We start from the raw sequence: 15,144 nt of genomic DNA, 5'->3' as shown, positions 1-15,144 counted from the left end.
GTAAGGAGTGAAAAGGATTTTTTGGCAAATCAGTAGGTGAAAATTTGAAATATTCTTACAGTAGTTGTAGAATACAACATATTAACAATTTTATGAAAATTTAGATAAGGAGTGGTCTCAATTAAACTTTTAGACAAACTGCAGGAGCTCTATCCTCAACTGGTAGAGCTTAGAAGGGACTTTCACATGTATCCAGAAGTCTCAAACAACGAAGTGGAAACACCGAAGAAGATTTCAAAATATCTAACAGATCTTGGGTTGGAGGTGAAAACCGGGGTTGGCGGTAACGGCGTTGTTGGTTACTTACGAGGAAAAAGGCCTGGCAAAACGATTGCTTTGCGCGCCGACTTTGATGCATTGCCTCTTCAAGATGAGAAAGATGTACCTTACAAATCTAAAGTGCCCGGTGCAATGCATGCCTGTGGACATGACCTGCATACTGCAGCCCTCCTCGGAGTAGCCAATGTACTGAGCCAGTTAAAGGATGAAATCGAAGGAACCGTAGTATTTATTCATCAATTTGCAGAAGAAGTTGCCCCCGGTGGAGCGGAAGCGATGATTAAAGATGGATGCCTTGAGGGCGTGGATGAAGTATACGGTGCTCATGTGTGGGCGAATGATCCCATTGGCCAGGTTTCCTTCAATGAAGGATATACAATGGCAGCCGCTGACACTTTTGAGATAACCATAACCGGAAACGGTGGGCACGGAGCTATGCCGCATGAGACTGTTGACCCGGTAGTAATTGCGAGTCAACTCGTGCTCAACCTCCAGCAAATCGCCAGCCGAAAGACAGACCCACTAAAATCTGTTGTCGTTACAATCGGGGCCCTAAAGAGCGGAGAAGCACTTAACGTCATTCCAGATACAGCTTACATCGGCGGAACGGTACGATCGTTTGATGAGGATGTTCGGAATGAAACGGAGAATCTCATACGGCACATCTCCGCTTCGACCTGTCATGTCTTTGGAGCAAAGGCAGAAATCAACTATAAGCGAGGACATGCCGCCCTATATAACCATCCCGCTGAAACAAAAAAACTTAAGGCATTAGCCACAAATGTCCTGGGTGAAGACAAGGTTTTTGATAAAGAACCGATAATGGGCGCTGAAGATTTTTCTTATTATCTAAGAGAAGTGCCTGGCACCTTTTTCTTTGCAGGGGGAAGAAACCCTGAAATCAATGCAATTTATCCGCATCACCACCCCCGTTTTGATGTGGATGAGCGATCCATCCTTACGATTGGGCAAGTTTTCTTATCATTAATTTCTGAAGAATTGATAGACAAACAAAACTCAGTTGCAATGCAGCCTATGAGTCTACAAAACTTCGGAGGTGCTCCTGTTGAATAAAAAACTTCTGTCACTTTTCTTATCATCAATTCTACTGTTTGGTCTCGTTGCTTGCTCATCTAACAGCAGTACAGACGGTGCAACATCTGAGACACAGGATACATTAGTATACGGACGAGGTGGAGATTCCATTTCACTCGATCCCGCAACCGTCACGGACGGAGAATCATATAAAGTCGCCGACAACATTTATGACACACTTGTTAAATTTGGTGATATGGACACAAAAATCCACCCATCCCTTGCATCTGATTGGAAAGTATCCGATGATGGCCTAACCTATACATTTACACTCCGCGAAGGTATCAAATTCCATGACGGGACGGCGTTCAACGCTGATGCTGTTGTTTATAACTTTAAGAGGTGGATGGAGCCTGAAGAAGGCCAGGAAGGTAAGTTTGCAATGTATCGGTCTATGTTTGGCGGTTTTAAAGGAGATGAAGGCCACGTTATCAAAGAAGTAAAAGCACTGGACGAAAGCACTGTTCAATTTACGTTAAACCGCCCACAGGCACCATTTTTGAAGAACTTAACAATGACTCCCTTTGCAATTGCAAGCCCTGAAGCTATTGAAAAATACGGCGATAAATATAATGAAAATCCTGTCGGAACAGGACCATTCGTTTTTAGTGAATGGCAGAGGAACGACAAAATTGTTTTAAAGAAAAACGAAGATTATTGGATGGATGGTTACCCAAAATTAGAAACGGTTATCTTCAGATCTATTCCTGAAAACTCTGCCCGTTTAAATGCATTAAAGACCGGTGAGATCGACATGATGGACGGCGTATCGCCAAGCGATGTGGCGGGAATAGAAGAAACACCGGATTTAAAAACATTTACAAGACCGTCCATGAATATCGGATATCTTGGTCTAAACGTCACAAGGGGCCCATTGAAAAATAAGGATGTTAGAAAAGCTTTAAATCATGCGGTCGATAAGCAAGCGATCATCGATGCCTTTTATGAGGGGCAAGCTGAACCTGCTAAAAACCCAATTCCTCCTTCCATTCAGGGATATAATGATGAAATCGAAGCATATCCATTCGATTTAGAAAAAGCAAAAAGTTTACTGGAAAAATCTGGATATCCTGATGGTTTTGATATGGAGCTATGGGCGATGCCTGTTTCCCGACCGTATATGCCTAATGGACAGAAAGTAGCTGAAGCCATCCAATCTACTTTTAAGGAGATCGGTGTTAACGCAACGATTAAATCATACGAATGGGCGACGTACGTCGAAAAAGTCATCGGCGGAGAAGCAGATTCGTTCTTGTTAGGCTGGACAGTACAAAATGGTGACGCTGACAATCTGCTGTACACACTATTAGACAAAACAAACATCGGAAGCAGCAACTCTGCCCGCTATGAGAGTGAAGAATTCCACAAACTACTTGTTGAGGCGAAATCCACTGTAGACCCTGAGAAAAGAAATGAGCTTTATAACCAGGCACTAAAAGTATTCCATGAAGATGTACCATGGATTCCTCTTGTTCATGCAACACCAGTAGTAGCAGGGAAAAAGAACATCGAAGGATTCAACCCACACCCAAACTCAAGTGTTCTATTGGCGAAGGTGGAGTTTAAATAAAAGACGTGCCATAGAAGACGTGCCAGGCACCGCTTGTGGACAAATGTCCACGAATGGTGCCTGGCACTATTTTAAAGAAGGAAATTGGTAAAATTGGAAGAAGTAATGAGAAAAAACCACAATGAAAGGGACTATCAAATGCTTCTCCTGTTAATTGCTTTTTATATCTTGCCAATCATTCTTTATGTTCTACAAAGAAGAAGCCGGGTTAAGTATCTCGCCATTATCGTAATCGTTTTAAACTACTTTTCTTTTATTGTATTGATTGATGTTTTGTGGGCTGGAGATATTCACCCTTTAAGTACTTTATCTACTGTACTGATTATCTTTTCGATGTTTTTTCTTATCCATTCACTTGTCACATTTTTTCGTTATAGAAGTCTCCATCATTAGTAAAGACCTTCCAAAAGACGTGCCAGGCACCGCTCGTGGACAAATGTCCACGAATGGTGCCTGGCACTATTTTAATAGCACTATTTTAGCTATCCTATATTCCTCAAAAAGGAATGCAGCCTATCGTTATCATGCTGGTCTGAAAATACTTTTTCAGGTGAATCGTCCATGACGATATAGCCGTTGTCCATAAAGCATACCCGGTCGGCCACTTCTCTCGCAAAGCCCATTTCATGCGTTACGACCACCATTGTCATTCCGTCCTTCGCCAGTTTTTTCATAACTTGCAGGACTTCACCGATAAGTTCTGGATCTAGTGCAGATGTTGGTTCATCAAATAACATCACTTTCGGGTTCATTGCAAGGGCCCTGGCAATCGCCACCCTTTGTTGCTGCCCTCCTGACAGCATCAAAGGATATTGATCTTTCTTTTCACTCATTCCTACCATTTCTAGCAGCTCTAGTGCTTTTTGTTTCACTTCGTCTTTTGGCCTTCCTGCAACAGAAACGGGAGAAACCATAATGTTTTCCAACACTGTCATATGGGGAAATAAGTTGAACTGTTGGAATACCATTCCAAGTTCTTGCCTTACTTTGTTAATGTTTGTCTCCTCAGTGTTCACCTGTTTATCTTCGAGGAAGATTTTTCCCCCGGTCGGCGTTTCAAGCTGGTTTAAGCAACGGAGCAAGGTACTTTTTCCTGAACCACTTGAACCGATGATAACGACCACTTCTCCAGGATAAATATCCAGATTAATCTCTTTGAGAACCTCCAGATCACCAAACTTCTTATTCAGGTTTTCCACTTTAATTATCGGCTGTTTTACTGTTTCGACCATTATAGACTCCTTCTCTCGCCAACTGAAAGTTTTCTTTCCATTAGATTAACGAGCTTAGAAATTGTAAATGTCATAACGAAGTAGATGACTGATGCAACCAATAAGAACTCAAGAAATGCGAAGTTGACACTCGCGAACCTGGACGTACTATGCATTAATTCATTTGCCGTAATAACGGAACAAAGAGATGAATTTTTCAAAGTAATAATAAATTGGTTTCCGAGTGGAGGAAGGCTATGCCTTAATGCTTGAGGCAGAATCACTTTTTCCATCGCTTTAAAATAACTCATCCCAAGGGAACGGGCTGCTTCCATCTGGCCAAACGGAATTGCCTGGATGCTTCCCCTGAAAATTTCTGCTACATAAGACGCTGCATAAAAACCAAGCCCTAATACAGAGGCTGTGAATGCGTCAAACTCGATTCCAATCTGCGGGAGCCCGAAATAAATAACATAAAGCTGCACAAGCAAGGGGACTCCCCGAATCATTTCAATATAAAAATCTGATATCTTCTGGAGAATACGAAATTTTGATATTTTAAAAAATGCGATAATAAGTCCGACTATTATTGAAACCAATATAGCTAAAATGGAGATCTCTATTGTTAACAATGCTGCTTCCAGCAAAAATGGTATGTATTCGAATACGATTGTTATATCAAACTGCATGATTTTCCCTCCTTATAAAACAAAAGCAGTGCGAAGCCTATCGCACTGCATAGATAAACCAACGCTGAATTTTCATTATCTGATATCTTCTCCGAATGTTTTCTCGCTGATTTTGGCATAGGTTCCATCTTCCATCATGTTATCCATGATTTTTTGGATTTCTTCTTTAAGTTCTTTGTCATCTTTTCGAACTGCAATTCCCATTTTCTCTTCGTATAGCAATTTGTCCAGAGTATGGAAAGGATATCCTTTTTCTTGAATAGCAAAGGTTGAAAGAAGCTTGTCCGAAATTACTGCATCTACTCTACCGTTCATCATATCTGTAAATGCATCGGTACTTGAACTGTATGTTTTCACATCTGCTCCAAGCTCTCTCGCCTTCTCTTCATAGGTTGTCCCTAAGCCTACTCCAACGGTCCTTCCCTTTAATTCATCAGCGCTTTTTATGTCCGATCCTTCTGGTAAAATGACGGCTGCGCCTGAAGTATAATAGTGAACAAAATCAACTTTTTTCTGGCGCTCATCTGTAATTGCCATACTGCCCAGGATGATGTCAAACTTTCCACCGTTTAAACCTGCAATGATCGAATCCCATTCAGTAGATACGATTTTCTCTTCCACGCCAAGGCGTTTCGCAAGTTCTTTTGTAATATCAACATCAAACCCATCGAGTTCATTCTCTTTGTTCATATAGTTAAACGGCGGGTATCTTCCACCCATTGCAACAACGATTTCATCTTCTGCTTTAATCTTTTCAAGCGTCGACTTAGCCTCAGAACCTGATTCTTTTGATGAACAAGCTCCCAGCATTACACTTACCAAAACCGTTAGCAAAACAAGAAGTGTTTTCTTCAATGTACTATTCCCCCTTAAAGTTTTCCCTTTGTTAATGTTCTATGTAAATTATAAAAAATTCTGAAATTTAAACATATAAACAATTTCTAAAAAATACAGGGGTTTTTTTATACAATTGGATAATGATTAGAATAAAGAATGAGTATTATTCCATTCTGCCTGTTTGTAAATAGTGTTTAATCTCTTCCCTCGAAAGGTTTTCAATTCCCATCTCTTCCAACTTGCGCCCGGCCACTAAATAATTTTCTTGTTTTAAAGCCGAGCTCAAATGAACTAGCGATTCCATCAAGTCTACCTTAATATTTGCTTTTCGTGCTAATGCAATCCATGGAACCAATCCGAATGGAACATCTTCGGTAAGATATCGGTGATCAAGGTCGTTTGGTCCCTTCGCAGATAAATGTGGACTTGTAGAGATCATGTCATACCATGTATCGTTCGTTTTCACATAGCCCGTTTCTATAACTCTCTCAAGATAAGGAATCACATCAATGCCATAATGGCGGCCCACCTTCATTCTTTCCTCATCTATTTGCTCCAACACCCTTGCGACAGATGGAGTGACGCCCTCTTGAAAGTGATAATATTCTCCGTGTGCGTGTTCGATTCTCCCTGCATTAAACACAACAGGTGCTACGTTTAATACGGGATTTCCATTGTTAAATCCAGTCGCAAGAACGTCTTCTGTTAAGACAGCATTCGGATAAATTTGTTTAAAAGCACTATAAAATTCTTCATTTTTACTGGCAGGGAATGCGGAAACAAGAAATTTCTCCACATAAAGCTTCATCAAGACAGCAGATTCACCGGCTATTTTTCGGCATGCATAAGGCAATGTGTTCGTCTCCGCAAGTATGTAAGAAGCCCGGACTCCTTGCTGTTTAAAAACCTTTTCAAAAACAAGAGCCCCACCAGTGTATCCAGGAACCAGAACCACCGATTGCCCATCCTTTATATGCGGAGCAATCAAACTTGCTATTTGTATATGGGAAGATGCATGTGTCATTACTAACACCGAGTCAGCTTCTTCCATCGCATCCTCAATCGTATTCTTAATATCGGGAATAGGACTAATAAAGTTCCTCTCTCCTATTACTTTTATTTTTCCAGCTTTAATCATAGTAAACAGGTTCTGCTGAAATTCTGGCAATTCATAGACGGAAACGTCAAAGCCCTGTGACAGCAAATCAGCTGCAGCTGTAACTCCGCCTGCACCTGCTCCAATAATCAGTATTTTCATCATTATTCACCTCTAACAAAGATCTATTTACACTCTAAAATCTTTTATCCATTTGGATAATCCAGTAATTACATGGTATCATAATTATAGAATTTTCTGAAAAGGATTTGGTACATATGGCCATTACCATTAAAGAAATGTTGTCTCTTCCAACATTTAATAAAGCAAAATTAGTTGCAGGGGACAAAGGACAAAGCAGGTCGATTAGATGGGTTACAATCTTCGAAGTTCTTGAAGATTTAGATCAATTAGAAAGCGGCGAATTGTTAATGACAACTGCATTTGACCTGGTTTCTAATGAATTTCTAAAAGACACGCTCATTCCTAATTTAGTACGGCAAGGATTATCAGGCATCGTCATACAGACCGGTTATTATTTAGAAGAAATTCCAGAAGCTTTAATCCAATATGGAAACGACTACAACTTTCCAGTTATCGAAATATCCAAGGAAGTCACTTTTTCTGAAATAACAAAAGTTATACATAAATACATCATGAACAAGCAATTTGAGAAAATCCATTTCTCTGAGCGGCTATACAAACAGCTCACGGATATAGCCCTAAAAGGCCAGGGGATACAATTGATCACAAGCACGATAAGCGAATTGATCGGCCAGCAGCTAAAAGTGTATGACCATAACACGAACGAGCTCTTCACATCTGCGCAGGGCCCATTTTCAATTGACTCAGAAATAATTTTCAATCTAATATACAGCTTTAAAGAAGAGTTTGATAGAGGAATCTCCACTTATAAATCTATAAAACTGGACGAGGGATATTTGTTTATTGCACCCATTCGTTCCAAACAGCAGGTGTATGGATACTTTGTCGCCTTAAAATCCCAGCCTTTTAATGAATTTGAAGAAATTGCAATCCAGCACGCCTCGACCATTTGTGCGCTCGAATTCATTAAGATATCCAGTTTAAAAGAAAAAGAAGACAAGCTGCAGGCAGATTTTGTTGAGCAGCTATTAACCGGTGATGAAAAAGATGCTCTCGAAATCTACTCAAAAGGCGAAGCACTCGGTTATAAAATTGGAACGTATGAAACGTGCGTGTCGATCGTTTCCATTAATGACTATATTGATGTAAAGAAAAAAGAACCGGAGACCGACGTTAAAGTTCTTCAGCTTATGTTAAAACGTTTAAAAGAAAATGGATTAAACGTGCTCTTCAAGCTATTCAGCGATAAGTATGTTCTACTTATTTCCAATCCGCACCCCCACCGTGTGAGTCTTGCGAAAGTATTTAAAGCTATTTCTCAGGCGGCGAAAAGCAACTATCAGGTAACACTATCTACTGCTATTGGAAACTATTATAAAGAATTTATCGATTACAAGCGTTCCTACAGGGAAGCTCAAGAAACCCTTTCCATCATTGACTCAGTGTGGAAAAAAGAAAAGTGCCTTCATTACAATGATCTGGGACTTTATAAACTTTTACTCCCACTTCTCGACCAGAGCCCTGAAATTTTATGCGACTTTTATAAGCGAACATTGGGAGAACTTTTAAAACATCCAGATTTACTGGAAACGCTGATTGTATATATGAAAAAAATGAAATCCAATGATGCTGCGGACGCCCTTTTTATTCATCGGCACACCTTAAAGTACCGGATCAATAAAATAGAATCTATGATTAATCGCGATTTGCTCGATTTTAATGATCGCCTGGAGGTAGAGCTTGCACTGCTTATACATCATATGTTTGAAGAACAATCAAACGCAAGCCTTCCGTTACCGAAATAAATAAGAGCTGACTCTGCTAAATGGTTCTGTCCTCCAACGCCTTGTTAAAGGAGAAAGCCAGGCCATTTTGAGTCAGCTTATTACTTTTTATATAGCAGTTAGTTGCTTTTCAAAATAAGGAATCGTTGAACGATAAAGCGCTCTTTCATACAAGTCCTTCGAGTGTGCATCTAAACTGGTTCCGTTCCTTAGCAAGACATCAATAAACGGACGTATCTTCTTGCCGTACACTTCCATACATTTGTCAGGGGTCACACTAGGCCAGGCATTGCAGCTTATCGCAAGTCGTCTGTTGTCTGAATCTACATATCCAGGAAGCTCATTCCATTTCCCATGGGAAACCGGAAATACATATTCATCAATATTTCCATGGGGGAGTCCTTCTATCGCTTTTCCCTGTTGGACCCCATTCTTTTCTTCATACGGATCTGCCGTTAAATCAAGAACAACAGCATGCTCAGGCAAATAGTTTAATAGGCTGTTTGGAATAATGACCTTCTCAGGGTCGGGTCTTTTGGTCGCATCTACTAGAATATCAGTCTCTTCAAAGATCGCTTTCAACTCCTCTTTAAAAGGAGTTATTTCTCTTTCCAGATATTCCACTCTAACACCATGAATATTTTTTTCTTTTAGATTAAATTCGTTGTAGAGTCTGGAAAAGCACCTTCCCGCTTCTACTCCAAGATTGCCCAGCCCCATAATTGTTACTTTTAACGGCCGGTTATCAACCTTACTCTTATCGATATGTTCTAATGCATGATAGACACCGCCATAAGCCGTCATTTCATAGGTTACCATCATCCTTTTAAAATCATCGTCGACGATCGAATCAAGGGAAAAAGCGTTAATCTTTTTCTCTTTTAAAAGCTTTAACAGCGCCGGACGAGTCTCGTAATGCAGCATCGACAGCAGTGAAGAATTAGGTTTCATTTGTTTGATCCATTCATACTCTGGCGAACGAATAACAACAATCAAGTCTTTATTAAATACTTCCTCTCTTTTCACAAAACTTATATTCGGATTCACTTGTAAATAATCTTCTTCTATGTAACCCAGTTTCTCCCCATATCCTTTTTCCAAATAAACGGAAGTGTCATAGTTAATAAAATCTGCAAAGAAGTCAGGCAGAAAATCCCTCTTCTCTCCCTGCTCTTTGTCCATTATAGGAAATCCTATCGTTCTTATTTTAGAATCATTGATATTGATATCGGTAGCCTCCCTATTCTCAACCTTTATGCCATTATAAAAGAAATACTATTCAGTTTAATATTTACAAAAAAAAGAAAAGGAAAGTGCTTTTTTATACAAAAGGATAAGAAATCTGACTTAAAAGCAAAGTGTCTGACACCTCTAACACATCTTATAGAAGAACTTATGTCAAACGGAGAGAGTCAGACAATTATGAAACAGCTCCTTCTGTATTTTAAATGTCTTATATATAATTATTTTGATCAACCGTCTCTCCTCGCGAAAAATCCAACTAAAAATAAACCAATTTCATCCACCACAAAAAATACCATTACAATCGGAAATGCGTAATGTCCGATCAGACCATAAAACCCTATAACCACCCATGGTAGCGCACCAAAGATATGAATAAAAAAAGAATTCACCGTTCTGGTTTTCGGATGCTTTGTCGCAACATCTACGATAACAGATAGCGAGATTCCATAAACGATCACTAGCATTATAAACATTGGTTCGAATGACTAAAGACACCCTTCTGCAGAGTGTCCTTAGTCTGTTCTTTAACAAAACTCTTTTATTGAAAAAGAAAGATAAACATATCATTTCAAGAAACTGGCCAGCGGATAAACAAATTCATTGGTGTTAAAAAAATCCTCCTTTTTTTTCTATTTCACTAACTTGGACTCGCCGCCCTTGTTTATTCGAAAGGGATGCGGCCTGGTTAATCAAGGTAAGATTTTGAACATCTTCCTTTTTTATAGAGGTTGGTTCGTTATTTATAATCGAATTCACCCATTGTGTGAAGGGCATAGGTAAAGGGGCTGGCAGTTGATCTGGAATTTGCCACTGTGCATTATCCCGCTTGTTCTTATAACGGATTTTCTCGTTTTCTATCATAAGGGCCCCATCTGTACCATAAAGCTCCAACTGGAACGGACTAAAGCTGGTCACAAACCCTGTTTCGATTGAACCGATGATGCCTGATTCGTACTCAACAGTTACCGTTGCACTGTCTTCTACTTCATGTCCAAAAACATGTTGAAAAACAGCTGTCACTGCTTTCGCTTTTCCAGCAAGCCTATTCACCAGGTAAATTGGATGTGCCCCAAGATCAATCAGTGCACCTCCTCCTGTTTCATTTAAGCTAAAGAAATGAGAGGGAAGCCATCCATAAGGATTCCCTTCAAACGGTATACCTCCATTATGTGCAACTCTACATCGGACGGAGGTTAATCGACCGAGTATGCCATCTTCTACTACTCTCTGGGCAAAGAGAAAATAATTATCTGTTAACTTAGGGAGAGAAACCATTAGTTGAATATTATTTCTGTTTACGGCATCATAGATTTCATCACAATCTTTCACCGTAAAAGCTAAAACTTTTTCAGTGAAAATATGCTTCTTATGGTCGGCAGCTGCCAATATAATGCTTTTGTGCAAACTGGTTGGCGAGGTTATGATAACTGCATCAATCTCTGGATTTCTTAAAACTTTTTCCAAATCGGGTTCAAGAGGAACTCCTAACTCCTCCGCCCATTCGTTTCCCCGTTTACTATCTTCATCCCAAACTAATTTAACTGAAACACTCTTGTTTTTCACAGCCTGGCTGGCATAATCATCAGCATGAACATGCCATTTACTTAACAAAGCAACATTAAGCAAAAAAACCCTCCTCTCTTCTCTCAAATAAAAGTAAATCCCTTAAAGAAAGATCAAACCATGCATTTTAAGGTCACTATTTCCCACGGTGAAAAATCTAGAACTAATTGTGTACAAGAATCCTTTACGGTAAAATTCACATCTGCAAGGAGATTACCCTCAAAATCCACTTCTTGAAATTTTGTAAAATGATTAGGTAAGGAGATTGTCTTCCTTTGTAATGTTTCATTTGAATAGTTAACTATCCTAAGAAAGTAACACTCGGATTGCTTTGAGAAAGAAGACATGATCAAACGATCGTCTTCAATAGCTAAAAACTCATTTGTTTTAGGTTTTTCTGTTTGTTTCACAACAACTAACGCACGGTCGGCTTTTGAAAGCCTGGCACTTTCATGGGGCTCATGTTTGCCAAAATGGAGGGAAAAAGTCCATTCATACTCTCCGAATATCTTATCCCGGGCTAATAAATGTTTGACAGCTCCCTTATCATGGTCCCTTTGTAACTCTATTCTTTGCACTCCTGGATGAACTAATGTAAACCCTTTCTGTTCATTTTGCACTCTTACGTATGAATTAGCGTACCCTTCATTCTTTTCGGTCCTTTCCTCACCAAATGGAAAGTCACGATAGTATTCCGCCTCATTCAGTGAATGGTTAAATACTGCATGTGCCTGTACGGAGAGGTATACACCCGTATACAAATAAGACTGGCACTTCACTTCATTCGTAATGTGATTTATCGTTACTCTAGATTCAGCAAAAGCCACCGGTGTTTCTGTTGTATGGAGTGTCAGTAAGTCACAATGCAGCTTCAGAGTACTTTCTAAAGAATTCGATGATTCTATTTCTGCTTGTATGCGAGAAAGAGAGAGCTGATCAGGACAATGCGTAGTACCATCAAAAGCAAAAGTAAACACTTCATGCGCCGGGCTTAACGCTGGAAATGGTCCCCCATGTTCATTTTGTTTGCCTATTGGCCCTGTAAAACCGGTGAAGTCTACCCTTTGATCATTATTTTTGTTATAGATTTCAATATTCCATGATCCTTTTCTCCATTTTATCATGAAATTTTCATCTTCAATCCAATCTTCCCCTGTCTGAACGCTAGAGAAATTTTCTCCTTTCCCATTCTTTATTGTTACTGTGGAATATCCCAGAGCCGGCATTTTCGGAACCATTATTCCGCTTATTTTCCCACCATTATTATCCGTAATATAAAACGGAATATCTTCTCCATCCTGCTCCAGGGAGATGTTGCTTTCTGCTGATTCAATTTCAAAAGGAACTGCCTTTTGTTTCATGACGCCATTATAATTAGAAACCACTAAATGGTTTCCTATCTTTTCAGGAAAAAATTTATCTATACCATACAAACATGTTGAGGTTAACTCTTTGTATTTCGCTATACCGTACGATCCTGCTTCTGTTGTGAGTCCTTCTTCTGTAATAGCACGATAACTACGCGCGACAGAAAAATCATGGTTTTGCAAAATCAGCAAATGCTTCCATAGACGTTCTATTTCTGCACTATTATCTACCTGGGTATCTATATGTTGAACTGCTGAAAACGATTCATAAGCAAGTAGTGCCTGTTCAGCTTTTTGGTCCCACATAATGACTTGATCACCATCATATCCCCAGCCACCGCCTTGATACCAATTGTTTGTATAGTTGGATTGATCTAGAGGGATGTAAATTTCCTCCAGATTTCTCCCTTCTATCTCAAGGTCAAAATATTCCTGTAATGTGACAGGTTTTCCACCCCATTCTTCAACCTGGTTTATCGCTTTCTCAAATGGTTCTACACTTGCTCCCCAGTCCATTCCCGGCGGCCATATTTCAACCCACTGAAACAATAGCGGCCGCTCATAATCTTGCAGTCTTTCTTTATACCCATCGTATCCAGTATATTGCCTGACACAGGAAACCATTAGATCATTCGCAGGAATGGAAGGGATCTTAATCCCATCAATTCCTTTCCAAAGTATCATGGATTTATTCAAAGGCTTCACCTGTCCAGAATTCTGGTTTTGTAATGATGCATATTCAAAACCGCTCTTTTTTAGTATTTGTGGCATTTGAGGGTGAAACCATTGTTCTTCAACTAAAAAAGCTCGAACATCATAGTCCAATACCTCTTTAACTGTTTTTCTTCCATATGTTAATTGTCTTATATTTGGTTCCCAGCCATAGTCCTGTCCAAAAGGCTGTCCATATGTACCTCCATCAACCGCGGCTTTCTCTTCTTTAATATACTTCTTTAATCGCTTTATACAGCCCGGGTCTTCTTTTTCAACTTCTTCATACGCATAAGCATCCAATTCCATCGATACTTTTAATCCAGGATACTTATCTGCGGCATCTAACATCTTATGAATGGTATACACAGTAGAAAAAGTTCGGTTATATTTCTTTCCGTTATACCAGCCTGTAGGGAACGCAAATCCAATTCCTCCCTGTGTCCAATGATTACAAAAGAAATAATAAAAAGGTGCTTTTTTCACTTATAGTCCTCCTTTAGTTACATCGTCCATTATTGGCGGCCTTTCACATGTACTATTAATAGAAACAAACTTCTTTTCTTCGGCAGACTTGATTAATCCATGCATAATTTCAAGAACATGCATGCCAACACTTGCATTGGCTCGATGCTTTACTTTCCTTTTAATACTCCGAATCAGATCTAGAACTCCGATTCCCCTGTCGTTTTCTGTGTATGGAAACTCAATCGGTACACTCTTCCAATCAGAATCTCCTTCCTTCTTAATTTTTATTTCACCGCCATAGCTATTGGGATCCGGAATAAGCATTGTTCCTTTCGTTCCATAAACTTCTATATACGGGAGGGTTGTGTGCCATACATCAAAACTTGTCGTCAACGAGGCAGTCATGCCATTTGAAAAATTCAGAATCCCGTTTATGTGGGTCGGCGTTTCTACTTTTATTTTTTCTCCAAATCTTGGTTTGCTCTTAATCTTCCGATAATCATACGTTTTTTTTGCCATTCCTACAACTCCTTGCACACTTCCGAATAATGCGATTAGATTGGTTAGATAATAAGGTCCCATATCAAACAAAGGCCCGGCTCCTCTAGCATAATAAAAGCCAGGGTCAGGATGCCATGATTCATGTCCCGGACATAACATAAATGCATGCGCACCAATCGGCATGCCAATCTCATCGTTATCTATTATTTTTCTACAGGTCTGCGCTGCCCCTCCCAAAAAAGTATCAGGGGCACATCCTATCCGTATTTGTTTTCTTCTTGCAAGATCTATTACTTTTTGTGCATCCTCGAGTTCAACAGCTAGCGGCTTTTCAACATATACATGCTTTCCATGAAGGAGAACATTCTCTATGACTTCTGCATGTACTTCAGGAGTGGTCAAATTCACAATGATGTCGATATCACTTCGAGAAATAAGATCCTGTGGAGCCTCAAAATTTTTTATATTAAATTCTTTTGCTCTTCGTTCAGCTTTTTTCATATCTAAATCTGCAACACTTACAAGCTCTACCTCTTCCATTTGAATGAAATTTGTAATATATACAGAACTTATGTTTCCACAGCCGATAATTCCAACGCCTGTTTTTTCTAGCATTGTATCCT

General features: G+C 39.6%; 13 protein-coding genes. 4 read left to right on the top strand and 9 right to left on the bottom strand.

The features are described 5' to 3' along the window. Nucleotides 1-111: 111 nt before the first annotated feature. The 3 genes from FCL54_RS04485 to FCL54_RS04475 all read left to right on the top strand — a co-directional run bounded on the left by FCL54_RS04485 (nt 112) and on the right by FCL54_RS04475 (nt 3,337). Nucleotides 112-1,353 carry a M20 metallopeptidase family protein gene (locus FCL54_RS04485; protein ID WP_138123652.1) on the top strand — a complete coding sequence of 414 codons (1,242 nt, stop codon included), beginning with the start codon at nt 112-114 and terminating at the stop codon, nt 1,351-1,353. Continuing rightward, nucleotides 1,346-2,944, top strand: a complete 1,599-nt coding sequence (locus tag FCL54_RS04480; RefSeq protein WP_425467098.1) for an ABC transporter substrate-binding protein — start codon at nt 1,346-1,348, stop codon at nt 2,942-2,944. The genes FCL54_RS04485 and FCL54_RS04480 overlap by 8 nt, the downstream gene beginning before the upstream one ends. 105 nt (nt 2,945-3,049) lie before the next feature. Next, on the top strand, nt 3,050-3,337 hold the full coding sequence (locus FCL54_RS04475; protein WP_138123650.1) for a hypothetical protein: 288 nt from the start codon (nt 3,050-3,052) through the stop codon (nt 3,335-3,337). An 89-nt stretch (nt 3,338-3,426) separates the two neighbouring features. On the opposite strand, the gene FCL54_RS04470 is transcribed toward FCL54_RS04475, so the two are convergent. From FCL54_RS04470 to FCL54_RS04455, 4 genes are all read right to left on the bottom strand, one after another. Then, entirely contained in the window at nt 3,427-4,152 is a 726-nt protein-coding gene (locus FCL54_RS04470; protein WP_138123981.1) for an amino acid ABC transporter ATP-binding protein, read from the bottom strand. A gap of 23 nt (nt 4,153-4,175) precedes the next feature. Further along, a complete protein-coding gene (locus FCL54_RS04465; protein ID WP_138123648.1) occupies nt 4,176-4,844 on the bottom strand; it encodes an amino acid ABC transporter permease in 669 nt (222 codons plus the stop codon). Between the two features lie 75 nt (nt 4,845-4,919). Then, on the bottom strand, nt 4,920-5,699 hold the full coding sequence (locus FCL54_RS04460; RefSeq protein WP_138123646.1) for a transporter substrate-binding domain-containing protein: 780 nt from the start codon (nt 5,697-5,699) through the stop codon (nt 4,920-4,922). 145 nt (nt 5,700-5,844) lie between these two features. Then, a complete protein-coding gene (locus tag FCL54_RS04455) occupies nt 5,845-6,939 on the bottom strand; it encodes an NAD/NADP octopine/nopaline dehydrogenase family protein (protein ID WP_171016679.1) in 1,095 nt (364 codons plus the stop codon). A 116-nt stretch (nt 6,940-7,055) separates the two neighbouring features. On the opposite strand from FCL54_RS04455, the gene FCL54_RS04450 reads away from it, so the two are divergent. Continuing rightward, complete coding sequence (locus FCL54_RS04450; RefSeq protein WP_138123642.1) at nt 7,056-8,687, top strand: PucR family transcriptional regulator; 1,632 nt, start codon at nt 7,056-7,058, stop codon at nt 8,685-8,687. A gap of 87 nt (nt 8,688-8,774) precedes the next feature. Here FCL54_RS04450 and FCL54_RS04445 read toward each other — a convergent pair whose 3' ends face one another. The 5 genes from FCL54_RS04445 to FCL54_RS04425 all read right to left on the bottom strand — a co-directional run bounded on the left by FCL54_RS04445 (nt 8,775) and on the right by FCL54_RS04425 (nt 15,136). Next, nucleotides 8,775-9,848 (bottom strand): Rossmann-fold NAD(P)-binding domain-containing protein, encoded by a 1,074-nt coding sequence (locus tag FCL54_RS04445; RefSeq protein WP_138123640.1) that lies wholly within the window; start codon nt 9,846-9,848, stop codon nt 8,775-8,777. Nucleotides 9,849-10,138: 290 nt separating this feature from the next. After that, complete coding sequence (locus FCL54_RS04440; protein WP_138123638.1) at nt 10,139-10,384, bottom strand: hypothetical protein; 246 nt, start codon at nt 10,382-10,384, stop codon at nt 10,139-10,141. 133 nt (nt 10,385-10,517) lie between these two features. After that, complete coding sequence (locus tag FCL54_RS04435) at nt 10,518-11,537, bottom strand: Gfo/Idh/MocA family protein (RefSeq protein ID WP_138123636.1); 1,020 nt, start codon at nt 11,535-11,537, stop codon at nt 10,518-10,520. A gap of 50 nt (nt 11,538-11,587) precedes the next feature. Then, the gene (locus tag FCL54_RS04430; RefSeq protein ID WP_138123634.1) at nt 11,588-14,038 is read right to left on the bottom strand and encodes a glycoside hydrolase family 38 N-terminal domain-containing protein; all 2,451 of its coding nucleotides are present in this window, start codon (nt 14,036-14,038) and stop codon (nt 11,588-11,590) included. Continuing rightward, nucleotides 14,039-15,136: a Gfo/Idh/MocA family protein gene (locus FCL54_RS04425; protein WP_138123632.1), complete on the bottom strand. Its 1,098-nt coding sequence runs from the start codon at nt 15,134-15,136 to the stop codon at nt 14,039-14,041. Nucleotides 15,137-15,144: the final 8 nt, after the last annotated feature.

Origin of the sequence: Exobacillus caeni, from assembly GCF_005747095.1 — a bacterium.
In the GTDB taxonomy this organism is placed as follows: Bacteria; Bacillota; Bacilli; order Bacillales; family Guptibacillaceae; genus Exobacillus; species Exobacillus caeni.
The sequence above is the reverse complement of the archived record's forward strand: the minus strand, read 5'-3'. Positions and strand labels throughout refer to the sequence as shown.